At 67.3% G+C, this 25,334-nt stretch carries 13 protein-coding genes and 1 pseudogene; 4 read left to right on the top strand and 10 right to left on the bottom strand.

Annotated features, from left to right (window positions below):
- Positions 1–56: 56 nt before the first annotated feature.
- The 6 genes from K9S39_RS04010 to K9S39_RS03985 form a co-directional block, all read right to left on the bottom strand.
- Positions 57–5,606 (bottom strand): hypothetical protein, encoded by a 5,550-nt coding sequence (locus K9S39_RS04010; RefSeq protein WP_248861958.1) that lies wholly within the window; start codon positions 5,604–5,606, stop codon positions 57–59.
- 177 nt (positions 5,607–5,783) lie between these two features.
- Positions 5,784–10,910 carry a type IV secretory system conjugative DNA transfer family protein gene (locus tag K9S39_RS04005; RefSeq protein ID WP_248861957.1) on the bottom strand — a complete coding sequence of 1,709 codons (5,127 nt, stop codon included), beginning with the start codon at positions 10,908–10,910 and terminating at the stop codon, positions 5,784–5,786.
- A 139-nt stretch (positions 10,911–11,049) separates the two neighbouring features.
- Complete coding sequence (locus K9S39_RS04000; protein ID WP_248861956.1) at positions 11,050–13,104, bottom strand: coiled-coil domain-containing protein; 2,055 nt, start codon at positions 13,102–13,104, stop codon at positions 11,050–11,052.
- Between the two features lie 145 nt (positions 13,105–13,249).
- On the bottom strand, positions 13,250–17,542 hold the full coding sequence (locus tag K9S39_RS03995; protein ID WP_248861955.1) for an AAA family ATPase: 4,293 nt from the start codon (positions 17,540–17,542) through the stop codon (positions 13,250–13,252).
- 155 nt (positions 17,543–17,697) lie between these two features.
- Complete coding sequence (locus tag K9S39_RS03990; protein WP_248861954.1) at positions 17,698–17,886, bottom strand: hypothetical protein; 189 nt, start codon at positions 17,884–17,886, stop codon at positions 17,698–17,700.
- Positions 17,887–18,164: 278 nt separating this feature from the next.
- Positions 18,165–18,347 carry a hypothetical protein gene (locus K9S39_RS03985; protein WP_248861953.1) on the bottom strand — a complete coding sequence of 61 codons (183 nt, stop codon included), beginning with the start codon at positions 18,345–18,347 and terminating at the stop codon, positions 18,165–18,167.
- Positions 18,348–18,839: 492 nt separating this feature from the next.
- Between K9S39_RS03985 and K9S39_RS03980 the strand changes: the two genes are divergently transcribed.
- Positions 18,840–19,784, top strand: a complete 945-nt coding sequence (locus tag K9S39_RS03980) for a PDR/VanB family oxidoreductase (RefSeq protein ID WP_248861952.1) — start codon at positions 18,840–18,842, stop codon at positions 19,782–19,784.
- Positions 19,785–20,045: 261 nt separating this feature from the next.
- On the opposite strand, the gene K9S39_RS03975 is transcribed toward K9S39_RS03980, so the two are convergent.
- Positions 20,046–20,663 (bottom strand): hypothetical protein, encoded by a 618-nt coding sequence (locus tag K9S39_RS03975; protein WP_248861951.1) that lies wholly within the window; start codon positions 20,661–20,663, stop codon positions 20,046–20,048.
- Positions 20,664–20,827: 164 nt separating this feature from the next.
- Between K9S39_RS03975 and K9S39_RS03970 the strand changes: the two genes are divergently transcribed.
- Positions 20,828–21,169, top strand: coding sequence for a hypothetical protein (locus K9S39_RS03970; protein ID WP_248861950.1), 342 nt, complete (start codon positions 20,828–20,830; stop codon positions 21,167–21,169).
- A gap of 720 nt (positions 21,170–21,889) precedes the next feature.
- On the opposite strand, the pseudogene K9S39_RS42725 reads toward K9S39_RS03970, so the two are convergent.
- The 3 genes and pseudogenes from K9S39_RS42725 to K9S39_RS03955 form a co-directional block, all read right to left on the bottom strand.
- Positions 21,890–22,114 (bottom strand): annotated as a pseudogene (locus K9S39_RS42725) (TlpA family protein disulfide reductase); the annotation flags it as partial.
- Between the two features lie 91 nt (positions 22,115–22,205).
- A complete protein-coding gene (locus K9S39_RS03960; RefSeq protein ID WP_248861949.1) occupies positions 22,206–22,565 on the bottom strand; it encodes a hypothetical protein in 360 nt (119 codons plus the stop codon).
- 99 nt (positions 22,566–22,664) lie between these two features.
- Positions 22,665–23,057, bottom strand: a complete 393-nt coding sequence (locus K9S39_RS03955) for an ArsR/SmtB family transcription factor (protein ID WP_248861948.1) — start codon at positions 23,055–23,057, stop codon at positions 22,665–22,667.
- Between the two features lie 122 nt (positions 23,058–23,179).
- Between K9S39_RS03955 and merA the strand changes: the two genes are divergently transcribed.
- Both merA and merB read left to right on the top strand, forming a co-directional pair.
- Complete coding sequence (gene merA, locus K9S39_RS03950; protein ID WP_248861947.1) at positions 23,180–24,616, top strand: mercury(II) reductase; 1,437 nt, start codon at positions 23,180–23,182, stop codon at positions 24,614–24,616.
- Positions 24,617–24,641: 25 nt separating this feature from the next.
- The gene (gene merB / locus K9S39_RS03945; protein ID WP_248861946.1) at positions 24,642–25,289 is read left to right on the top strand and encodes an organomercurial lyase MerB; all 648 of its coding nucleotides are present in this window, start codon (positions 24,642–24,644) and stop codon (positions 25,287–25,289) included.
- The last annotated feature ends 45 nt before the right edge of the window (positions 25,290–25,334 follow it).

The raw sequence follows: 25,334 nt of genomic DNA, 5'->3' as shown, positions 1-25,334 counted from the left end.
TGGTCGCGCGCGGGCGGCCCGCGGGTCCCGTTCCCAGTTCCTTGTGCTGTGCCATCTCAGTGCCCCATCCCGTAGTCGTCGTCGTTGCTCTGCGGCTGATCGATCTCGATGCTCGGCGTGTAGACCGGGCGCGACGCGCCCACGCCCACGGCATGCGCAGAGCGGCGATGCGAGCCGCGGGTGCGGGAGGCCCCTGCGTCCTGAGAGATCACGTCGCGCTTGACCACCGAGTCATCGACGGCAATCGCAGCGCTGTCCAGGCCCTGCGCCTCGGCGGAGCCCAGCTGATCGAGCTGCCGGGACATCTCCGCCCGGGCCTTCCGGGTCCCCGAGGACGCGAACTGCTCGTTCTTCTCGCCGTCGTAGACGCTCTCGCGGTTCTTGGCCGCCTGCACGAGCGCCTCGAAGTCACCGCCGTAGGCCATCCGGTCCATCACGGTGCCGGCCAGCGACGGGTCCTCTTCGAGGTTGCGGATGAGCCCGGTTTTCGGGTCCTCCAGCGAACTGGCCACACGGGCCACGTAGTCCGGGTTGACCGTGACGCCGAAGCCCTCCTTGGACTGGTAGAACTCGATGAACTGCTTCTCCCACTCCTCGGCCGTGGCCTGGACGGGCTCACCGTCGAGGAATGCCGTGCGCCACTGACCGGGGCCGACGTGTTCGATGCTGCGGCCCCTCCAGAGCTCGCGGCCGGGGCCCTGGAGCATCGCGTACTTGTGCCGGGCCTCGGCGGCGTCGTGCTTGGCCTGCAGGATCGACTGAGTCACCGGGTAGGTGACCTCCAGGACGGCCTTGAGGTCTTCGCCGCGCAGCGCGCGCACGGCGCGCTGGCTGAACGAGCCGCCCAGGCCGGTGCCGTGGGCCTTGATCGCCGTGGCGAACATCGAGGCTTCCTGGTCGGCCTGCGTGATGCCGGGCGTGCCCTGCGCATCGCCCAGGTTCCGGGCGTAGTCGGTGAGCTTCTTCTCGCTGCCCTTGGCACCGGTCTCGACGCAGACCTCGCGCACGCTCTGCAGGTGCGCCGCGCGGTCCGAGAACGTCAGTGCCGCGCCGAACTCTCCACGCTGCGCCTGGCGGTACAGCTCGCTCAGCTCCTCCGTCACGACCTGCTGGTCGAGCTTGATGTCCTCAGGCGACTCTGCGTCCGTGAGCGCTTGCAGCCGGAGCCGGTTCGCTTCGCTCCGCGAGCTCTCCAGCTCATCGGCCAGAGCAGCGTCCTTGGAGAGCGCGACCTGGGTGTCCAGCGAGACCTGCATGGCCAGCGGGTGCAAGCCGTCGCTCTTGACCACGCCGGTGTCCAGCAGGTTGGCCGGCACCGAGAGCTTCGCCAGGGCTTCCGCCTTGGCGGCCTCGCTGTGCAGCTTCACCACGGCGACCGCGTCGCCGTCGAAGTCGCCGTCGAAGCAGGCGTCCATCACGGGGTTGATCGCGGCACCGGTGAGCCGGTCGTCGATCGTGACCCGCATGTAGCGCACGCCGGCGTCACGGAGCACCGGGTCACGCCACACCAGCGCGTGGTCGCCCTCGGCCAGCCCCAGCTGCTCGGCCTTGACCGAGCTGAGCGCAACCTGGTCGACGTCCAGCCGCGGGTCCGCGGTCCACACCATTGTCGCCGAGTCGGTGAGCCGCGAGGCCATCAGCCCGGTCTTGAAGATGTTGTTCTTGCCCGTGAGCACCCGGTTCTGCACGTTGGTCGTGATCGCCTCGAAGGCGCGCTGAGCGCGCGAGACCGATTCGCTCATGCCGCGACGCACCTCGGAGCGCTTCTCCCCGGACAGACTCTGGCCGTCCAGCTGCTCGGTCATGTAGCGGTAGCGGCAGGCCTCGACGAAGACGTCCTGGTAGCTGCGGGTGTAGTCGTGCGTGACGGAGGACCCGTCCTCGAACTCCTGGCCACTGCGCAGATGCGAGGACATCATCGGCAGCTTCCACGAGCTCGCGCTCACCGTCTCGGTCTGCTCACCGGTCGGATACGTGAGCGGGAACGGGATCTCCATGTCGCCGCCGCGGTCGCCGATGAGATCGCCGAAGGACTTGCGCATCGCCGTGGTGTTCAGTCCCGGGAGCTGGCCCTCCTTGCGCGGCTGAGTGCGCAGCAGCTCGGGCATCGGGATGAACCGGCGCTCGGGGCGCTCGTCGAGGTCCTCGGCCTGGCTGACCACCCGCAGCGTGCCGTCAGCCTCCATGTCCATGCCGGTCACCAGCAGGTACTCGCGCAGGTTCGACTCGGCCCCGCTGTTGTGGCCGTAGAACTCGCGCATGATCGCCGGGCAGTCCTGAGACTGCAGCGCCCAGGCCAGCTGCGAGGAGGCCTTACGGCCCTTGCCAGCACGCACCTGCTCGTCGTCGTAGATCTTCGTCTTCTCGTCGACGGCCATGTGGGTGACCACGAAGCGCATCTCGCCCAGGGCACTCGGCCGCAGTTCTCCGTTGGGGGAGCGCAGGTCGGAGGCGTTCCCGCTCATCAGCTCGCGCGCCGAGCCCGCGTTGCGCCGGGAGATCAGGCTGAACGGGCTCATCACCACGTCCAGGCCCGGGTTGGCCCGGAACCAGTTGACCTCTTCGACGACATCCTGCTCCTGCGCGTCCTGCAGCGGCATGTCCCGGTCGACGATCAGCGAGATCACGCCCTTGTTGCCGTGCAGATCCGAGATCTTGTCACCCACGACGAGATCGCGCTCCTGGCCGCCGGCCCCGCGGATGCGGTGGCGCTCGGCGAACTCCTTCGACACCACGATCGGGTCATCAGCCGTCCAGCCGCCGAAGGTCATCAGCGCCGTCCTCGCCGGCGCGGTGACCTCAGAAGACTGCATGATCGTTGAGGCCGTCATCTGCTGGCGGTCGAACGGGTCGTACCGCAGCGTCTCGAGCTCGGGGAGAGCCATGAGCGGCGCACGCTGCCCGGCCACACTCTCGTCGCCCGGCACGATCCGGCCGTCGGCGTCGACCTGGGCTTGAGTGGTCAGGTACCGCACAATGCCCTGGTTGGTCGCGCCTCCGGTCATCACCGGGTCGAAGTAGCCGCTGGGCGCAGCGACGTTGTTCCGGTCCTTGCCGGTGAGCACCGTCATGTTCCGCCCGCCGGTGAGCCGCCAGGCGTCGAAGCGGTTGTCGTCAGCCGGGTCAGTTCGGTCGCGCTGGGCCCGGTACTCGGCGTAGATCGTCGAGCCGGCCTTGATTTCGTTGGAGTAGCGCACACGGCGCGCCTCGGTCTGCAGGATCGCGGCCGTCCACTCGTCCAGGTGCTTCTTGATCTCGCCGGTGGACTCGTCGAGCTGGTACGTGGTGGCGCGCTCGATGAAGTCGATCGGGTGCTTCGTGCCGTACAGCTGCGAGTAGACCGTGTTGAGCGAGGAGGGCTCGCCGGTCTCGCTGCGCCCGGCGATGAGGTCGCCGGCGATCTGGTACTGGATGCGCTCGTGCATGAGCTGCTCGTAGCCGCGCAGGCGCGTGCGTTCCTCGACCGAGGTCGGAGCCTCGCCCGGAGTCTGGGCCGTGATCGTGGCCTCGTAGCCCGGCACGACCAGAGCGTTCTCCCCGCTGGCGAAGGCGGTGGCGATCTCGCCGTACTCGCCGACATCGAAGACCTGGCCGATCTCACCCGAGATCGGAGTCCCCTTGCCGTCACGGCGCAGCTTCTCGCCGCTCCAGCGGATGACGCCCTGCTCGTCGACCAGGATCTCGGAGACCGTCGCCGCGTTGCGCTCGATGCTCTCGCGCACGGTGGCCCCGATGCGCCGCATGAACGCAGATTCGTGATCGGCGATCGGCACGGAGCGCTTGGCGCTGAAGCGGACGAGCCGGTCCTTGAACCGGGTCGTCTGGAAGGTCGAGCCCATCATCTCGTCGGGGGAGATCCCGCAACGACGCAGCGCCGAGGCGAGGTTGTCGAGGTTCGACCACTGCCCGGTGGGGCTGGTCATGTACCGCGCCACCCGGTCCGGGTTGAAGCGCTGATCGACCCACTCGCCGTCGACGTCGTGGGGCTCCGCCTCCCAGGTCCCGATGAGTTCGAAGGGGACGTCCTCGGCGTGCTGCCGCACCTTCTCGACGGCGGTGCCGCCGTAGACGAGGTTGCCCATCTCGGGCACCCCGTCGGCCTGCAACTCGCCGATCTCCTCCAGCCGTTCCTGGTACATCTCTTCGGTCGCACCCGGGCGCAGCAGATCGCTGTGCGCGCCGGTGAGCACGTCCCAGTAGGAGCGCTGGATCGCAGCGACCTCAGAGTCAGCCGAGTACTCCGGCGGCTCGATCGCATCCAGCTGTCCGCCGGTTCGCTCCAGCTCGGCCTCAGCACGAGCGATCAGGTCTTCGACGCCAAGAGCTGCCTGCAGATTCTCCCGCGCGCTCTCGACGGCGGCCTTCGCGTAGGCCTCAGCGGGCTCGGCGTCGACGAAGAAGGCCGGCAGGGAGCGGTTCTTCGCGTCCCGGCGCAGCATCACCTTCGCCCCGGGCCGGGGACCGGACTCGCCGGGCGCCACGTAGTCGCCGACCACGAACATCGACTCCCGGTCGACGTGGTAGCTGTCGGGCACATCCACCACCGTGCGGCCACGGCCGCGCTCCTGGTGCGTCGTGCCGGTCTCGCCGGCGGCGTGCCCCGGCAGATCCGTGCGCTCGACGCGGTGGCCCTGGGCGAAGCGCAGCAGCTGAACGGCCTCCGCCGGCGAGGGGGAGTAGACCGCCATGCCGCCGGGGACCCGGTAGTTCGTCGAGTAGCGCAGCACGGTGCCGTTGTCATAGATCCGGGCTCCGGCGTACTCCTCCTGGCGCGTGTCGGTGAGACGGATCTCCATGCCGGTTCCGGCGATCTTCGCCTTGATCTGACCCGGCTCGCGGTCGCGCATCACCTCGTAGGACACGCCCTGGGCCTTCAGCTCTTCGAGCAGTGCTGCCGAGCGGGCCACGGCGCGCTGCGACATGAAGCGGTTGCGGTCGACACGGTTCGTCTGGGGATCCCGGCCGCCGTCGACGACCCACTCGCGCACCTGGTCGTACTCCTGCTGGCTCATCTTGTCCATCAGCGCGGTGAGCCCAGCGGCGTCATCGTTCGTCATCGCTCGGCCGGCCTCGAAAGGCTTGCCCTCGTCGTCGATGCGCCAGAGCACCATGTTCCCGCGCCGGGGATCGGCCAGGGTCTCCACCTCGCCGCCGGCCACGCGTCCGATCGTCTCGTCCGGCAGGTACACCAGCGCGGTCCCGGCGCGCTTCACGGTCGCACGTTCGGACCAGTCGGGGTCGTAGGGGCTGATCGGCAGTCGGGCCGACTTCGGGTCGGCCTGGACACCGACGCCGGTGGCACGGGTGAACTCCCGCTGCGACTGCTGGTAGCGCTCGTTCTGCAGGGAATGGTCACCGAACTGCGGCTCGTAGTCGGACACCTTCTCCGCGAATGCCTGGTCGATGGCGGTGAGGCAGTCCGTGACGCCCAGCCGCGGGTCGGCCAGCGCGGTGCCCCGCTGGCCGAGGATCTCGTCGACCCGGGCGCGGATCGCCTTGGCCTGGGAGATCGGAATGACCTGTCCACTCTGACCCCGGGCCTGCTCGACTGCCTTGTAGTAGACGTACTCGTAGAAGTACCTGCGCAGTCCGTGTGCCTTCTTCATAGTCAATCAGCCTCCTGTGGACGCTCGGGGTTACATAAGTATGTATAGAGCCTACCCCGCCTATCGAAAGGAAGTGAGAGGCTATCCGGAAAGGCAAGTGCCGAGGTAGTCTCCCTTAGTCGAGAGACGACCCCGGCACTGGTCGTGATCCTTGGCTGGCCCCCAAGTGGCCGCCGGCTACTTCGAGTTCATCTCGATGGCCATGGCCCGGTCGAACCGGCCGTCGGCCAGCACCTCCCAGCTCGGCAGTGAGGCCAGGTACTGGTAGAAGGCCGAGTGGACCTTCACCGTCGCCAGCGACTCCAGGTCCTCCTCGGTGACGTCCTCCCCAGCGAACACCCGCGAGTCCTCGTCGTTCACATGGCCGTTGATCCGGCGGGCCGCATTGGCGTACGCGTCCGAGCGGATCTGGCTGATGTACGTCTGAGACCCATCGGCGCTGCGCAGCTCGCCGTCGCCGCCGACCGAGAAGTGCTCGCGATCCTGTTCCAACTCGGTCTGCGCCGACTTGTAGGCCTCACCGATCTCGATGTCCAGGCTCTTGACCTTCGCCGAGCCGTCGGGGTTGACCAGCATCTCCTTGCTGATCGTCCCCTCGGCGTAGAGCAAACGCTGCCGCTCGACGCTGACCGCCTGACTCTCGGCGACCGCAACCCCGACCTCGACGTTCTCGATGAACTGGTCCTCGTCGAACATGCTCATCCCCTCGTACTCGTCGGGGTCGACGACCACCGGAGCGTTGGGGTCCTGGCCCTCGTCGACCGTGGTCATCGTCGTGATCACCTCCATGACCTCGTCGGCGTAGACATCGGGATCCAGGCGCTCGATGTCGACCTCCTGGTAGCCGTAGATCTCCTTGTACTGCGCCTTCGCGTCCGCGGCCTTGACCGCCTGCCGCATGCGCTTCTCCAGCATCTTCACGAAGTCCGGCTGGTTCATCCGCACGTCGAAGTCCATGGCACTGGACAGGGTCGGGATCGTCTGCAGCGAGTACGTGTGCCCCGGGTGCTTGATCGTGTTCCCCAGCAGCCGGAACGACATCGGCAGGATCGTCTGGTTGCGGTTCCAGATCGGCGCGTCGCCGGCCCGGAAGACGATCGAGTTGCGCGGCGAGAGGAAGGCCATGTCGTTGTAGCTGATCAGCGGCTCCTCCTTGGTGTTCATCGTGTAGGAGACCCGGCCCTCGGTCTTGCCGCCGATGACCTTGTCGAGATCCTGGCTGATCTGCTTGCTGTCCCTGTACGACCGGTGCGTCTTGCCGCTCATCTTCTCCAGCGTCTCGATCATCGAATCGTCCGTGGACTTCAAGAAGACGATGTTCGAGGTGTTGTGCGTCGGGATGAAGTCGTCGGTGAGGTAGAGATGCCGCTCGTCGGCGACCCGGATGCACTGCACCTCCTCGTCTCGCACGTACTCGACGCTGACGACACGATTGAATCCGCGTGTACGGTCGCGCCAGCGCTCCGCCTTGCGTGAGAGCAGGAAGGGGTTGATCTCGGGCAGCCGGATGTTCTGCACGCGGTAGGCGTCCCTGGCCTCCTTCGGCGTCGGCTGGTTCGGCGAGGTGTACTTGACGTTCGTCTTGACGTTGATCGCCACACGACCGCCCAAGGAGCGCACGAGCTTCTGGACGTCCTCAGCCAGCTCGCGGCTCGCGGAGGTGAACTCCATCTCGCCCTTGTGGCTGATCGTGCCGTCGGTGTCCATGAGACCGCGCAGCAGGTCGGTCCGCTGCTGCACCGAACCGAACAGGTAAGCCGCCGGGATCGACTTCTCCCACGAGCGCTTACCCGCGATGCCGAGCTCGCGCAGGTGCTTGCTGACTCCAAGGACGCTGTACGTCGAGCAGTGTCCGTCCTTGACCTTGTACTCCGAGACCCTGTGGCCGCGACGACGAATCTCCTCCACGATCTCCTGGTCGTTGCACGAGAGCCAGGAGAAACCAGCCTTGCCGATATGCCCGTCCCCGATGAGAGCACCCAGAACGTATGGGTCGATCGGAAGGTCGGCCTCCGGGTAGGCCACCGGCATGATTCGAGGCAGGTCGACCTGACGACCCTTGTCGACGCGCGACTTCAGCTCATCGGTGGTGACGATCTCGGTGACACGCTCGGCGGTCTTGCCGTTATTGCCGCCGACGTACGCCCTCTTGCCGTCCTCGGTCTTCCCTCCCAGGTACTTCACACTGGACTTCCAGCGCTCGATCGGCCACAGATGCTCGTTGCACGACTCAGCCGAAGAGCCGTCACGCAGGGTGAGCCGGTAGACCGGGCGCACACCTCGCGGATAGACCCCGGTCACCGTGGTGACCGTGCCGAACGGCGTGAGCACCTCGTCGCCGACCTTGATGTCGCCCATGCGCTTCCATCCAGTAGGGGTGGCGATGAGAGAGCGAAGCGGGGCAGCATTGCCCTGCACGATCTTGTCGACGCTCTCTCCGTAGACGTCGCGCAGCTGCTGCAGGGTCTGCAGGATGAGCGTGAACTGCTGCTCCTGGCCCAGGCCGATGGAGAGCATCGTCTCGAAGCCGTCGATGCCCTTGCCCTCCGACTGCAGGTTGCCGAGCTCGTCGAGCATGAACCGCGTGCGGTAGAGCGGCTTCTGGTTCGACTTCGTCATGTACGCCTGGTCGGCGCTCACGTCAAACAGCTGCTTGACCAAGATCAGGATCAGCTTCGCGTACTTCATCAGGTGAGGTGGAGTCACCAGGAACAGCGCCTTCGGGGACTCCGAGTAGCGCGACAGTGTCTGCGTGATCGCCCGTGCCTGATACGAGACCTTCTCCGGGTTGCCGCCGCCGGAGAAGTCGAGTCGCGTGTCCGGGTAGAGGGTGTCCCCGGCCTGGAAGGACAGGATCTTCCCGTCCCGAGTGCCACCCTCACGCACCGGCTTCAGCTCACGCATCACGCCGTTCTTCACGATCTTCTTGCCCGTCACCGGCTCGACCACGTAGTGCCGGCCGTTGAGCGAGACCTGGTAGTTCTTCGTGAAGCTGAAGTAGAAGGTCCGCACCAGCATCTTCGTCTGCGGGTTGACCAGCTCCAGCTTGAGCCAGGCTTCGTCGCCAGGGAACTTGCCCTTGAAGTTGTACCGGGCCCAACCCTCGCGGCCGACGATCTCCTCGTGCTCAAAGTCCTCACCCAGGTTCTCGGTGAACATCGGGTCCGCGTAGGCCGACCACACGGCCTGCTGACCGACGAGGTGGTCGCGCTTGACGTAGTTCGGCGCGAAGCGCACGCCGAGGCGACGCGGGAAGCTCAGGCCGGCCAGGTCGGTGTTCTGCGAGGGCTTGCCCGAGGTCAGCGTCGAGATCGTGGGGTCGGTGAAGAACGACATGGCGGTGATCGCGATGCCGTACACCGAGGCCAGCATCTTCTCCGCGCCGGCCATCGAGCGCAGCGCGTTGTGGGCGTTGCCCACCAGCGTGCGCATGTTGTTGCGGGGCAGCTCCTCGCTCGCGTTGAAGTACAGGCTGAGCATGTCCTGATCGGCCTTGCCCTCCCACATGAAGGCCTGGGCCGCCGCCTTCTCCTGCTCCTCGGCCAGGGCGTCCTCGTTGTTCTCGAACTCGCCGGCCTTGACCCGCTTCTCCAGCTCGGCCTCAGGGTTCTTGATCTTCTTCGAGCTCATCTGCACGAAGAGCTGGTAGCAGTTGTAGAGCGTGACCTTGCCCCAGAGGTCATCGAGCTTCTGCTCCAGCAGCGCCGGGTCCATATTCAGCACGGCTGCGGCGCTGCGCAGCTCCCGCTCCTCCTCCAGATAGAAGTCGATGAGTCCGTAGGCCGCGCGCTTGAAGGCGTTGTTGGCGGCATTGGGCCAGACCGGGTCCTCGCCGCCGTCGAGCGGAAAGAAGATCCCGGCGATGTTCTCCACGTACAGCGCGCACTTGGTGAAGTTGCCCTCACGCGCTGCGTCGGCCGCCAGCCCCAGGGGGCTGTAGATGTCGGTCTTCATGGAGTTGATCAGGTTGTACTGCACCGGCTCGAACCCGCGTGTGACCAGGGGCACGTAGTTCTTCACCAACAACTCGCCCTTGGGGTCGTTGATGACCATGTTCGAGGGCTTCTTCTCCCGCGACCACATGTCGATGATCGGCTCGATGTACGTCTGGCCCTTACCGGCTCGGGTGATGGCCAGCACCATGGTGTTCACCGGCGCGGTATCGACCACGTACGCCCCGGCCGGGCGCTGGACCTCGTACGCCGGGAACGTCCAGTCTTCCTTGATCAGAGCAGCGACGGTCTTGTACTTTTCCGACCCGAAGCCGAGCTTGTCCCGGTTCGTGCCGTCAGGGTTGTACGGGATCCGCGTCGTGTCGTACTTCTGACGCAGCGTCTTGTCATCGGGGAGCCCGGATGCCTCGAACAGCTCGTCGCCGAAGTCCTCGTCGATGATCGGCAGGGTCTGCATCAGCGGATCGCCCTCGTCGTCGTCCATGACCTCGCCGGCGTAATAGACGAGGTTCCCCTCCTCATCGATGACGTCCTTCTTGGCGCGCTGGGCGACCTCGACGGTGCCCAGACCCTTCTTCTTGAGCATCATGTGGCTGAGCATCGAGCTGACCTGCACGCTCGAGTGAGCACCGGCGTCGGGGAACCAGTCGTAGTTCTGCTGGATCTCTTCCGGCAGAGCGATGTGCTGGTCGTTCTGGTACTGGTTGATGTCGCTCGTGGTGTTCATCAGGTTCGCCGCGGCGACCTTCCGCGAGAACCACGTACCGATGATGAGGGCGACCATCAGACCCGAGCCGAGCGTGATGAAAAGCTTGAACCCCGAGACGTCGGCCAGATGCTCTCCGACCGTCGTCGCGCTCTTCTTGGGCTCAGCCGGCCTCTCGACGCTGGGCTTGCCGTCCTTCGCCGCGGTGTACCAGCTGGGGACCGGAACAGCCTCAGCGCTGGGGTAACACTTCGCCTTCACGTCCGGGTTGCCGTCCTTGGTCAGGGGCCGGTAACACTTCACGACCGAGCCGCCCGCACCCGTCGTGGTGTCCTGGACGTAGTACGCGCTCGGCTTGCCGGTGCTGCTGCCGGGCACGCCCGAACCCACGGACGCGCCCGCCGAGAGCACTGCCGCGGCGATGAGCGAGTAGAAGACCCAGGCGACGATCGTCACCAGCACGCCGGTAATCACCGCGACGACGATGCCCGGTCTGGTTGACCTCAGGGTCAGGAACTTGCTGCGGTCCAGCTGCTGGTTGTCGTAGACGTCTCGGTTCGTCAGCGTCTCGCCGGGCGTCCGTGCCGAGATCTTGTCCCAGCTGCTCGCCTTCGGCCGTGCCGCCTTCCGCCTGTTCGTGGCCATCGTGATTCCCTACTCTCGAGCCTCGCTCGTTCTGCTGTCCTGCTGTCCAGTGCGCCTGCCTGCGCAGACGACGACGGCGCATGGGGAACGCGCCCCATGCGCCGTCAGATCACCCCGTCGGTCATGACCGGAGGATCGCTCAACGGGTCAAGACCACCCCGACGATGAAGCCGGCCACGCCCATCAGGAGCGAGAGCGTGACGATCATGACGACGAGGATCTTGTTCGAGCGGCTCTGCATCTCGGAAGCCCGCGCCAGTTCGTTGGCGTAGGACTCCTTGTCGGCCTGCATCTCCACCAGGCGCACCTCGTATCGCTTGGCCACTGAATCCTCGACCGTTGACAGCTGCTGGAGCAGGTCTGTGACCCGCGCCACCTGGGAGTTGGTCTTCTCCTTCTCCAGGTCGAGGTTGTGCTGCCACTCGGCGTCCCGAGCCGTCATCTGCATGATGGCGTCCTTGCGGTTGCGTTCGAGCTCGTCCTCCATCCGGCGGATCCGGTCGGCGTGCTCAGAGCGCACCGACTCCAGGAGGTCCTGCTGCTCCCGGCGCAGGACGCCGATCTCGTCCGTGGTCCGCAGGTGCTCGGCCAGCGCCTCGGACTGGGCGATGTCGGCCTTGCGGTTGTCGTCGACGATCCGCTGGATCTCGGACTTCCACTGGTTCAGGCGCTCTTCCTCGGCCGCCAGGTACTCCGACTGCCGCTCGGCCAGCACCTCGAAGATCCGCGTCTGCCCGGTCTGCATCTTCAGCGTCGCGTCCGAACGCCGGACTCGCAGGATCTCCTGCTGGTTGTGCGCGTGGGTATCCTCGATGTCCCGCTCGATCTCGGCGACGGAGTCGATCTGCTCGCGCTCCATCTTCGAGCGATTGCGCTCCTTGTACTGCAGTTCCGCCGAGAGCGCCGCCTGCTGGGCCACCTTGGAGGCCTGCGACTCGTAGTCCTTGGCGATCTCCGCCCGGCGGGCCCGGACCTTCTCATCCTTCTCCGTCTGCCGCTGCTGGTGCTCGGCCTCGGCGGCGTCCTTCAGCAGCTTGTACCGGGAGCCCGCGCGGTCGGCGGCCACATCGCGGATGACCTGCTCGGTGTGCGCCGACATGAGGTTGACGTAGAGCGCACGCAGCTCGTCCTCGTGCGCGGAACGGAGCTGCATCAGTTCTGCGTTGGCCTGCCGGTTGAGCTGGGCGACCTGGTCCCCGAGCCACTTCGTCGCGTCCTCGGGCACAGCGATCTGCACGACCGGCGCACCGATGGCGAAGGTCGCGTTGAACTCATCGAGCCGGACGTCCAGGTCCAGTTCCTCGGAGAGGAACCGGCGGGCGATGACGTCGCGCACCTGGGCCTGATCGGCCAGCAGCACAGTGTCACCGGCCTCCTGGTAGTCGCCCTCGATGCCGTAGCCGGCGTCGGTCTCGTCGAAACCCTCGTAGCCGGCCACCTCGTCGTCGTAGTCCGGCTCCGACTCGACCGGAGCGGTGCCCGCGTCGTCCTCGTCGAACATGGGTGCGTCCGCCCCTTCCTCCTCGTCGACGACGTCGCTGAAGAGCGGCTCGTCGTCCAGGCCCTCCTCAGCCCCCCCGTCACCGGGGATCTCGTCGAAGATCGCATCCCCCTCGTCCTTCCCGAGGACGGTGGGGACGGGGCCAGTGGCCCCAGCCTCGGCGACCAGGCCGCTGTGCTCTTCCCACGCCTTCTTGCCCACGGCTTCTGCGAGGCTCGTGGTACCTGCAGCGACAAAGCGCGCCTGCGCGAAGGTCGCATCGTTCACCAGATCGACGAGCAGGTCGCCGCTGGGCTTCTGCCACACGACGGCCCAGGCGTAGGTGGCACCGGTGAGCAGCGAGTACTCCTCCATGCGCGCGAGAGACTCGTCGGTGGGGATGATGCCGAAGACCTCCTCTTCGAGCATCCCCGCCGTGGCCACCGTGCGGATCTGGTCGGAGCTGATGAGCTCGATGATCGAGCCCTTCGCCTCGTCCCGGCCGTGCCGCTTGCTCAAGCCGCCGATCTCGTCGGCTGCAAGCACGAGCATCACCCAGGCCGTACCGCTGGGAAAGACGAACTGCGTGTTCGACCGCAGCAGCTCGACCGCCGCCGGGATCGCCGTCTCTCTCACCACGGAGGCCAGAAGCTCGTCGGGCTTCTTCTTCCGCTCCTTCCTGTGGCTTCCCGTTGCCGTACCCAGAATGCCCATTGATGCGCGATCCCTCCGCTAAGAAAACACAGTTCACCTGATTTATGAATATCTTATCGCTGCCCTATCAGAGTAGGCAACCATAGGGCATGAAAGGGCTATTGACTCACGAGTCGACTCGTTCCCGCTGTCCTCGACCGGCTCATCACACCGCACTGACCTCGACGTAGGCATCGGAACTCAGCAGGTTCTTGTCGTCGCTGACCAGGTCGCCGACGACGTCGATGCGGATCCGTCGCTCCGAGGGGTGCTCGTTGAGGAAAGTCGCCACCGCGGTGGTGACCTCGTCGGTCAGCTTCGCCACAGCCGCACGCGCACCGCCGGCATCAGAGTCGGTGTCGCCCTTGTCCTCGATGAGGTACTGCAGGACCCTCGCATCGACGTCGACCCGCACGTTGTGCTTGACGAACACCTCCTGCACCATCTGGCGCAGCTTCTTCCGCACGATCTTTTGCTGCGTCGGCAGCGACAGCGGCTGGAAAGGCACGATCGCGTCGATACGACCCAGCAGCTCGGGCGGAAACCGGTTGTCGCCCGTCGTTGAGGAGATCGAGCGGCGGATGAGCTTCTCGTACTCCAGCAGATGCTTGCCCGACCCGGTGTCGTCCGCCGCGTACTGCGAGATGTCCTTGTAGATCTCCGAGCCCGCGTTCGTCGTCAGCACGATGTAGGTGTTGAGGAAGCTCACCTCGCGGTTGTTGTCGTCGTTGAGTCGGCCGTCGTCGAGCACCTGCAGCAGCACGCGCGTGACCATCGCCGAGGCCTTCTCGACCTCGTCGAAAAGCAGCACAGCGTGGGAGAGGTCCCACACGCGCTTGGTGAGCTCAGAACGGAACGCCGCGAACGACGAGTCCTCGGCGTACTCCGTCATGTCGAACCGGATCAGGTGCCGCTGGTCGTCACCGAACAGCAGTCGCGCCAGCTGCTTCGTGAGCTCCGTGTTGTGCGTGACCACGAACTGACCAGCCTGGTAGAGGTGCTCCTCGTCGTTGACGTAGATGCACGACGAGCTCTGCTGCTCCGGCAGCTTCTCGATCGACGCGATGCCGACCATGTCGAACTTCTTCACGCGCTTACGACCCGAGGTCTCGATGACCGCCCGCCGTGCGATCTCGTGCTTGCGGGGGAGGGAGAAGAACCGGGTCTTATCCTCGTTGCCGACCTTCACGTGCACGTCGTACTCGGCCAGTTCGCGCCCGCCCTCCTTCGTGCGTGTCCACGATTTGATCGTGTTCGAGATGCCGAGCGAGAACAGCACCTCCCTGAGGTCCTCCGCGAGCCCCTTGGAGAACGTCGAGTACGAGACGTTGAAGCGGTCGTTCGAGCCGCCGATCGATCCGTCAGTGTCGAAAAGGCCCCGCACCAGCGCCCACCGCTGCTGTACCGATCCGTGTTTGTACCTCTCCGGAATACGGCGCTCCGCCGAGCGCGCACCGATCAGATCGGGAACCGAGGCAAGCACGTCCTTCGTCTGGTACAGCGAATCGCGGCGGTCCTCCACCGGGCCAACGCCGACAGGGAAGACCCAGCTGTAGCTGTGCCCGTACGACTTCGGTGCCGATCCCAGCCATTCGCCCACCGTCCACACGGTGTGGTCGGCGTCGTCCCCGTCGGACGAGAGCGTCAGCTGCGTCTCAGTGAGGCACCCGTTGCCGATGAGGACGCCCAAGACGTACGGGTCGACGTCGAAGTCCTGCTCCGGCCAGTGCACCGGTCCGTTCGCCGGGATGAAAAACTTCAGATGCTCCCGAGAGTCGCCGGGGTAGGTCCGCACGACGCCACGCTCGACCATTTCCTGCGTGCTCAGGACCATTGGCGCGACGTCCTTGCCCGCATGCTTCTTCGACCGCTGCTTGGCTGTGTAGACCGTCCACAAGTGCGGTCCTCCAACGTCGAGAGTCCGGCCGTCCCAGAGCGTGACCCGATAGACGTCCTGCATTCCCTGCGGGAAGTGTCCGAGTACCTCGACCGGGCGACCTTGGCGACCGAACACTCTGTCGCCCGGGACCAGGTCGCCGTGAAGCTTCCAGGTGGCCTCGCCGTCGCTCGAGTAGACAGGAACCTGCGTCGAGTCGATGCAGAATTTCCCCGTTCCCGTCGATCCCGTGAACAGCAGGCTCGCCATCGGCTTTCCCTTGTCGTTGAGGTTCGCCACCGACAACTGCAGACGACGCGCCACCGCGCCGGTCGCCCAGTCCTGGCTGAACACCTTGGCGTCCAGCTGCTGCTTGATCTTCGCGCCGTCGACCCGGAATGCGACGTTCACGTTCAGGGACTCCATGAGCACGTCCGAGAGCAGGTCCCGGTCCATCGGCCGGTGCGTCAGGCGATGCCAGCCGACCATGGAGTCGAGCACGAGGATCGACTTGCGCGGCTGGGCGCTGGCCGGCATGTAGCGCTGGGTGTACTCGTAGATCTGCCGGAAGATGTGGTCGTCGTAGAACTCGTCGGCCACGCCGTATCGTTCGGCCATGCCCTGCAGAATCTTGATGGTCGTCGCCTGGTCCGGCGGGTTGAGGTTGATGCGCTGCAGGCGCTCGACGAGCGGCTGGTTCGGCGAGATGTGCTTGTGGAACTCCTCGTAGGTCGTCGCCGCGATGATCCTGATGCCTCGGGTTCCCGAAGCCGCGAGGACCGGCTTGATCGCCTCGACGGCGGCGTCGGAGAGCTGGATGATCTGGTGGAACTCGTCGATGAAGAGCACCAGTTCGTGCTTCTCGTCCTTGACGAAGTCCTCGGCCTCGTCGAAGAAGCCCTTGAGCTTCGCGGCCATGTTCTCGGCGTTGCCCGCTTCGGAGATCATGCGCGCCGGGTCCACCTCCAGGTAGAGGCGGTCCTTGTCCACCAGCATCGTGGCCTGAACCAGGGCGGTGTTGTGCGTCGGCACGAACCCGGGGCCGCACAGATACATGTGGTCCTCGTTGTCGACCTGGATGCACTTACCCGGCTGGGTCGGCGCGGGGGAGATGTCCGTGATGTAGAGCCACTCCTGGGTCGAATGCGTCGTGCTCGGCACACGAGCGGCCTTGCGCGGCAGACGGAACACCTGCTGCGCCGTGGTGAACACCATGCGGTGCCGCGGCTTGCACTTCACGAGCTCGCCGTGGGCGTCGCGGTATCCCGCAGTCGACTCCGTACGATTCACCTTGATGCCCAGCGAGCGGATCAGCTCCTCGGCACCAAGCGCCAGCGTCTCGTCGGAGAAAGCCAGCTCGCAGATGCCGTGTTCGTCAATCGTCCCGTCCGTGTCCATGAGCCCCTGCAGCAGCGCCAAGCGCTGCTCGATGGACCCACGCAAGTAGACAATCGGGATGTGCTTGCGCCTGAGCACGCCGACCTGGCGCAGCTGCGCCCGGAGTCCTTCGGTACCCACGGTCTTGTCATCGCTCGTCAACCGATGCGGCTTGTAGCCCGCCACGTCGATCTGCTCGATCAGGTGGTCCATATCGGACAACGTCTCGCCGTCGGCAAGCAGATCGGACTGCGTGAACGTTCCCTTCCCCACTGAACCGTCGCCGAGCCACGCTCCGAGGACGTAGGGATCGACCAGTAGATCGGCCTCCGGCAGATCCAGGGGCTCGGTGATGCGGATGGAGAACCGGCGGCGCTTGCCTCCCGCGCACAGCACACCAGCGTCCACCATCTGCTGGGTTGTGAAGACCGACTCCTGCGATTCGCCGTTGGTGCCCCACGACGTACGGCGGAAGACCTGCTCGGACAGTGCCTTCAGCGCGATCTGCGTGTTGAACTCGTGAACATGGACCGTAGAGACCCGAGTGCCGCCCTTCCAGGTCTGTTCCGTGGTCCGCGTCGCATCGCGCCGCTCCACACCCTCCTTCGACAGGTACGTGTGCAGACCCGTGGGCCTGTGCCACGTCACGCTCTCAATCTCGCTGATCAAGTTGATCAGTTCGCCTGCCGTGGAGAACTCGGGGACGTCGTCCTTTGCCAATGCCAGGAGAGCCTCCCTGCGGACCTGGACGCGATCGCGACGCGCCTGCGTCGTCGCGACATTCGTCGGATACGACTCCGCCCGTCCAGAGACAGACGCCACCAGCCACTGGTGATCCGCGCAGGCGGTGACCACCTGACCGTCGCTCAGTGCGATGTCGTACAGCACCGGCGTCTCGTCGACCTCGGAGACGTACGAGACCCTGGTCGGCTTGCCGTCGCGCCCGAGCACGAAGTCGCCGGGCTGCAGATCGCTCATCGTCGTCCATCCGGACGGCGTCGGAATCGGCGTGCCCAGCGGCAGCAGCTTTCCGCTACCGGCTTCGGCCAGCAGAAGCGCATTGCACAGCTCAGGGCGGCTCATCGAGGCCAGCAACTGCATGGTCTCGTGCTCACGGCCGACGATGTCGCGCTCAGCCTTCTTCAGTGGCTCCGAGAGCTTGGACAGGAGTGGGTAGCGCTCGTTGAGCTGTACCTCGTGAAACATGCCGCGCAAGACCTCTCGACTGGACTGAAGATGCAACTGGAAAATCAGTCGAAATCCTATCACGAGTTGCATTCAATAGGGTATTGAATGGGGAATGCGAAAGGACCCGGAGTCCACTCCGGGGTCTTTCGTTCCGTGCACTGGTCGCGGGTCGCTCACCCGCCGTACTCGGGCTCGCTGCCCTCCGGCGTCGGGGGCTGCTCGAACTGGTGGTTGAAGCGCTCGCTGGCGGGGGCCTTGTTGCTCCCCTCCGCGCCGGCCTTGCCCACCACCGCGCCCATACGTCCGACCAGGTCCGCGCCGAACGAGGGTGAAGCCTTCGGCGCGTCCGCGGAGGTGATCATCCCGGGAGCGGGAGCCGCCGGCTCCCGAGTCTGAGGCTGGCGCTCACGCACCACCGGGTTGAACCGCGATCCCGGCTTGCCCGGTGCCGGCGCCGACGGGTAGCTGTGACGCGGCCCGCCGTGCGTGCTGAGCCCGGCCTGCGAGTTCGCCGCTGGAGCCCGCAGCTTGCTGAAGGCAGGTGCAACCCTGCCGGACTGCTTGAAACCACAGGTCAGACCGTATGCCGGGCACCAAAAAAGTCCCCTGAAGTTCCAGGGGACTCCGGGCGTGTCGCGGGTCAGGGCTTCGGCCACTCCTCGCGGTAGCCGGTGAAGCCCTTGAGCGGTTCGGCGACCTCAAGCATCAGCTCACCGAGCGCCGTGGCGGTGGCGTTGTTGCCAGCGCTGACCGCCTCGCGGTAGCGCCTGACGATCGCCTTCACCACGGGCTCACCCGCGATGAACGAGGCGTTCTGCTTCAAGGAAGTCGTCTACGTGTTCAGCCATGTGCCCCATCCTGTCATCCGGGTACGACAGAGCGTTCCCGCACACGGGTGACGGGGTTGTCCACAACCGCCTGGTTATCCACGGAGATCCACAAGTCATCCTCGGGCCGTGCAGAGTCGGCGCATGCTCAATCGTTCGATCCCGCGTCGGCTTGTCCCCTGGGAACACTGGAGTGCTCGCAGGAGGTCCCCTGTGTCAGCGGCTGGCCAGCCTGCGCCGGCTCGTCGTCGACGCTTCCTCCACCGGGGCCTCGCGAGCGGCCTTTGCCGCGGCGTACAGGCCGACTCGTCCGCCGCCACCTGGGACTTCACCTTGGAAGGGGCCTCTGACCTGCGTCGGAGGCCCTTTCCGGTCTTTCGGGGGCTTGCCTGTTCACTTCCGCCACGGAGAACCCGGAGACCCCGGAGACCCTGGAGAAAGGCTCCGCCCCACCGTCGGTACGCCGGGGCGCGGCAGGGGGCAGACCGGTGACCGTCGAAGAACTGCGGCGGGTCGCGGACGGGGTCGTCGCCGTGCGGCTCTCGGCCCCGGACGGCGGTCTGTTGCCTGCTTGGCAGCCCGGCGCACACATCGAGTTGGTGCTGCCCTCCGGGACGATCCGCCCGTACTCACTCTGTGGCGATCCGGCCGACCGGCGTTCCTATCGCATCGGCGTGCTGCGCGTCCCGCAGGGGCGTGGAGGCTCGGCGGAAGTCCACGAGCTGTCCCCGGGCCGGGAGATCGCCGTACGAGGGCCACGCAACAGGTTCCCGCTGGTCCTGGCCGACCACTACCTGTTCATCGTCGGCGGCATCGGCATCACCCCCATCCTGCCCATGGTGCGCGCCGTGGCCGCGGCCGGGCAGGAGTGGCACTTGCTCTACGGCGGCCGGACGCGGGCCACCATGGCCTTCGCCGATGAACTCCTGGCTCTCGGCGGGGACCGGGTGCGCCTGGTTCCCGAGGACACCGACGGTCTGCCGGACCTCGCCGCCGCTTTGGGCGACACGCCTCCGGGAGCAGCGGTATACGCGTGCGGCCCCGAACAGCTCCTGGCTGCTGTGGAGAAGACGGTGGCCGCGGACTTCCCTGACCGGCACCTGCACACCGAACGCTTCGCGGCTGCCCGAACTGCCGTACACGAGACGGGTGTCCCGGCCCCCGCCACGGAGTTCCGGGTCGAACTGCGGCGCAGCGGGCGCAGGTTGCCGGTTCCGGCCGATCGCAGCCTCCTGGAAGTAATCCGCGACGCCGTCCCCGACGTCCCGTCCTCCTGCGAGGGAGGCTTCTGCGGCACCTGCGAACTACGCGTCCTGGACGGGGCTCCCGACCACCGCGACACCGTGCTGCCTCCTGGTGAGCGTGACCGTCGCGACGTGGTCTATCCGTGCGTTTCCCGGGCCCGCAGCCGGATCCTGACCGTGGATCTGTGAAAAGGGCGTGTCCGGGACTGGGATGGCCGGGCGTCACGCCGCGGGAGGGCGGGATGCGCGAGGCGCTTCAGCAGCAGGTCGTGGTGCGGCGGTGAAGGAGTCAGGCGGCTGCGAACAGCACGGCCGCGGCAGTGAAGCGGGGCCATGCCGCCGGGCCGTCGGCGATCGCCGCGGTCGTGCCGGCAGCGGCTGTCGCACCGGCGAGCACGACGGCGAGCAGACGGCCCAGGAGCCGCCGGGCGTGGCGAGCGGACGTGGATGTCAGGCGGACTGATTCCTGGTGCGACGGGTGAGCAGATCGGGCAGCAGGCCGCGGTGGCGGGCCATGGCGTGGAGGACGGCCGCGAGGGCGAGACCCATCGCGAGGTGGGCGAGCAGGGTGACCAGGTAGTAGCCGTTGAAGACGGTGCCGTACTTGTCCAGGCCGAAGGGGCCGAACTGCGGTTCCATCGGGGGCAGGACCATCATGCCGGTCTCGACGAACACCACCGAGTACAGCACCGGGCCCCACCAGCGGGTGAGACCGAAGACGAGGGAGTAGACCAGGGCGAAGGAGATGCCGTTGAACAGGTGGTAGACCGCGCCCAGGGTGTAGCTGAGGGCGGTGGGGTCGGCCATCGGTTTGGCGCCGGTGATCAGGTTGCCGAACATGGTGGTCGAGTCCGGCAGGTAGCCCAGGTGCACTCCGGCGATGCGGATCATGTCCAGGGCGAGGGTGAGGGCGATGCCGCCGATGACGCCGACCGCGATGCGGTTTTGCAGCCGTTCCAGGCCGGTGGCGTGGGCGTAGAGGTAGACGGCGGCGACGATGGCCATGCCGGGTACGCCGACGGCCCAGAACAGTACCTGCATGGTGAACCAGCCTGCGGTGGCGGTCACGATGAGCAGTGAGGAGATTCCGCCGGCGACCAGGGTGAGCAGGGTCAGAGCGGTCTCGGTCCCCGACGCGGCCGGGGCGGAACGGTGGGTGGCAGGGGGAGCGGTAGGCGTGGGTTTCTCCCTTAACAGCAGTGATCGCCGGAGCGGTCCTGCGGTGTTGGTGGGTGGAGGAGACGGGCCGGGGAACGGTCTCGGGGGCGCAGCAGTCACCGTCGACGTCCGGGGTGTCGCCGTTGCGGGCGGTGGCGGTGTGTCGGCTGCTGTTGTGGGTGCGCCGGCGGTGGCGGACGGCCAGCGCAGCCACGGCGAGGACGGCAGCGGCCGCGAGCCAGGCGATGAGGGTGCTGTGGGTCTGGACCCAGGTGGAGATGGTGGCGGAGAAGCGGGCCAGGCCGCCGCTGCTGGTGGCGGTGGCGGTGTTGCCGCTGGTGGCGGCCGGGTACCAGTACCAGGCCAGATACGCGCCCGTCGCCACGAGGACGGCGGCGGTGATACGGGGGCCGTAGCGGGCCAGCGCGGTGACTTTCCTGGTCAGGGCGGAGCCTGCGGCTGCGGTGAGCAGGGAGATGAGCAGCAGGACGGTGGCGGACCCGGCGGCGTACGCGGCGAAGACCCTGAGGAGTCCGCCGTAGCTTGCGCTGGCCTGGGCTTGGGCGATGACGGCGAGCAGCACGCCGAAGGTGCACGACAGGGACGCGGCCGCGTATCCGATGCCGAAGACCAGCATGCGGCGGGCGGTGGGCGGGCCTTCCGCCGCCCGGCGGGATCCGGGCAGACGGAGAGTCAGGGAGCGGCCAGCGAGCATCGCCAGGCCGAGCAGCAGCAGGATGACTCCGGTGGCCAGGCCGAGCCAGGGGGCGGCCTGGATCAGTGCGCGGGCCCCGGCACTGACGACGAGCCCGGCCGCTGCGAGGGTGCCGGCGAAGCCGATCGTCAGCGCGGCGCCGGAGCGCAGAGCACGGGCCAGCCGGAGTGGCAGCGGTGAGGTGTCGGCGTCGCCGAGGGTGTAGGTGATCCAGGCGGGCAGTAGGGCGAACCCGCAGGGGTTGACCGGGGCGATCATCCCGGCGGCGAAGGCGAGGACGAGCAGGCCGTTCACTTCGCGCCGGCCTTCTTGAGCGCGTCCTGGATCTGGTCGGCGGAGGGGGCGGTGGCCTTGAAGGTGACTTGCCGGCCGGGTCGACGACGATCAGCGTGGACAGTGCGGCGACCTTGTACTTCTGGGACAGGGCGGCGCCTTTGTCGACGACTGCGGGCAGTTCGGGCGCCTTGATGGAGTTGAGGAACTGCCGGATGGTCTGCGGCGACTCGCTGGGATCCATGTCCACCGCGAGGACGTCGGCCTTCCCCTTCAGCGTTTTGCCCGCCTTGGACAGGGACTTGGCGCCGCCCGCGCATTCGCCGCAGCCGACGGAGAAGAAGAACAGCGCGGTCGGCTTGTCGCCCGGCACCGAGAGCTTCTCGTCGCCGATGGTGGTCACCTCGGTGGCGGCCTTCGATACCGCCCCCTCGGTGGTGGCGTTCTTGGTGGCAGCGGTGTCCTCACTGCCGCAGGCGGTGGCGGTGAGGGCGAGCACGGCGGTCGCGGCGAGAGCGAGGCCGGCACGGCGGGGCAGGAACGTGGTGATCGGTGGTACGGGCCTTCCTGGTCGGCCGGGACGTGCGGGTGATCCCGGTCGGTGGAGTGGTCGGCCGCCTCGGTGGGCGGGCAGCAGGTATCCAGCCTGCGCTGCGGCGGTGGACGACGGCGGTGACGGCAGCCACCAGCACGACAGCGGCGGTGACGATCACCCAGGGGTTGCCCAGGAACCCGCCGATCGTGCCGAGGGCACCGGCGGCGAGAAGGACCGGCCCGGCACAGCAGACGATCATCAGCAGGGCGGCGCCGACACCGACTGCCATACCCGCGCCCGAGCCATCGCCGGACTTCGCGCGGGCACGGCCGGATTCCTTGCGCGAGGTTCGGCAGGAGAAGCACATGAGCATGGCCTCGCTTCGCGCTCACTCCTGGGAGTCCGGGATTCTCGGACAGCACTTCAGGGCGGCGGTGTTGTCCGCGGCCAGTGAGCGGGCCAGTACCACCAGGTCCGCCACCCTCGGGTCGCCGACCGAGTAGCGCAGCTTGCGGCCGTCGCGTCGGGCGACCACATAGCCGCAGTCGGCCAGACAGGACAGGTGCACCGACACCCGCGGCTGGGAGATGCCGGCGTGCTCGACGCACTCGGCACTGGTGCGCTCGCCGCGCAGGATGAACTCCAGCAGCTTCAGCCGGGTCGGGTCCGACAGGGCACGGAAGAACCGCGCCACGGTGTCGGCGTGCTCACACCCACCCTGCTCGCCCAGGGCGGCAGGGGCCGGCGCGGCAGCAGTGGGCAGCAGGGACGGATCACTCATGGCGGGCACCTCCTCCAACAGGAATTATTCGCCTGCCCGCATAGTATGGTGGAGTCGACCTATTCGGCAATCCACATAGCAAGAGTGTCGGGGAAACCCCGGCCGCACGAGGAGGCACCCCTATGGACACGACGGGATCCGGCTTCGACCTGGCGATCATCGGCTCCGGCTCGGCTGCCTTCGCCGCCGCCATCGCCGCCCGCACCAAGGGCAGAAACGTGGTGGTGATCGAACGCGGCACCCCCGGCGGAACCTGTGTGAACGTCGGCTGCATCCCCTCCAAGGCGCTGCTGGCCGCCGCCGAGGCCCGCCACGGCGCCAGTGCGGCCGGCCGTTTCCCCGGCCTGGAACCGGCCGGCCTCCCCGTCGCCTTCGGCGACCTGATCGGCGGCAAGGACGCCTTGGTCGCCCAGCTGCGCGCGGAAAAGTACACCGACCTCGCCGCCGACTACGGCTGGGAGATCGTCCACGGCGGCGCCGCCTTCACCGGTAGCGCTGATGCCCCGGCCCTTCAGGTCACACTCAACGATGGCGGCGTCCGCCGGATCGAGGCAGCCCACTACCTGATCGCCACTGGATCCTCCCCGGCCATCCCACCCGTCGACGGCCTGGACGAGGCCGGATACCTGACCTCCACCACCGCCATGGAACTCACCCACCTGCCCGAGTCGCTGATCGTGGTCGGCGGCAACGCGGTCGGCCTGGAACAGGCCCAGCTCTTCGCCCGCCTCGGCACGAAGGTCACCGTCGTCGAAGCCCTGGACCGCCTCGGCCCCTTCGAGGAGCCGGAGATCTCCGCCGCACTCGAGGACGCCTTCACTGCCGAAGGCATCACCGTGCACACCGGCGCCGCTCTCATCGCCGTCCGCACCGACGAGAGCGCCAAGGCCGCTGTCGTACGCACCCGCAGCGGCGAGACGACCGAGCTGCGCGCCGAACAGCTCCTGATCGCCACTGGACGGCGCCCCAACACCGCCGCGCTCGGCCTGGAGGCGGTGGCGGTGAAGACCGGCGAGCGGGGTGAGGTCCTCGTGGACGACCGGCTGCGCACCACCCACCCCCGCATCTGGGCCGCGGGAGACGTGGTTGGAGGACCGCAGTTCGTGTACGTCGCCGCCGCCCAGGGCACTCTCGTCGCCGACAACGCCCTCGACGACACCGGCCGCACCCTGGACTACACCGCCCTGCCCCGGGTCACCTTCACCAGCCCCGCCCTCGCCTCCGTCGGACTGACCGACGCCCAGGCGGCCGAACAGGGCCTCGCCTGCCAGTGCCGCACCCTGCCCCTGTCCTACGTGCCCCGCGCCCTGGCCAACCGGAACACCCACGGCTTGGTCAAACTCATCGCCGAACAGGGCACCGGCCGCCTCCTCGGCGCCCACGTCCTCGCCGAGGGCGCCGGAGAGATCACCGCCGCCGTCTACGCGATCAGCGCCGGCATGACCGTCGAGCAGCTCGCCCACACCTGGGCGCCGTACCTGACGATGTCCGAGGGCCTCAAGCTGGCCGCCCAGACCTTCACCTCCGACGTCGCCACGCTCTCCTGCTGCGCCGGCTGAGCCCCCCTCTCGGAAGGACCCGTCGATGGACTCCCAGAACCGGCAGCTGGCCACCCGGCTGAGCGCCGCTTTCAACGGCGGCGGAGCCGCCAGCGCCCGCCCCTGGCTGTGGCGCCCCCTGCTACAACTGATCGCCCGGGGCGAGCCCGTGACCGCCCAACAGCTGGCCCAGGCCACCGGCCGCACCACCGACCAGGTACGCGAAGCCCTCGCCGCCAACCCCGACACCGAATACGACCGCCACGGCCGCATCACCGGCAGCGGCCTCACCCTCAACCCCACCCCACACCGCTTCGAAGTCGACGGCATTCAGCTGTACACCTGGTGCGCGCTGGACACCCTCGTCTTCCCTGTCGTCCTCGGCCGCATCGCCCGCGTCACCTCCCCCTGCCATGCCACCGGCCGGCCCGTCAGGCTCACCGTGGCCCCCGACCGCCTCACCAGCGTCGAGCCCGCCACCGCCGTCGTCTCCCTCGTCACCCCCGACGCCCCCGCCTCCATCCGCACCGCGTTCTGCAACCAGGTCCACTTCTTCGCCACCCCCGACGCAGCGAGCGGTTGGCTGGAGGAGCACCCCGGCGCCACCGTCCTGCCCGTCGCCGACGCCTACGAGCTCGGCCGCCCCCTCACCGAGACTCTCCTCACCGGTAACGCCCCGCCCGACTGCTGCTGAACCACGGCCGCCGATCCCGCTCCCTCGGCTCCGCCCGGTACGCCG

Origin of the sequence: Streptomyces halobius, assembly GCF_023277745.1 — a bacterium.
GTDB classification, from domain to species: Bacteria; Actinomycetota; Actinomycetes; order Streptomycetales; family Streptomycetaceae; genus Streptomyces; species Streptomyces halobius.
Note: the sequence above shows the minus strand (reverse complement) of the source record. Positions and strands in the feature narration are given on the sequence as shown.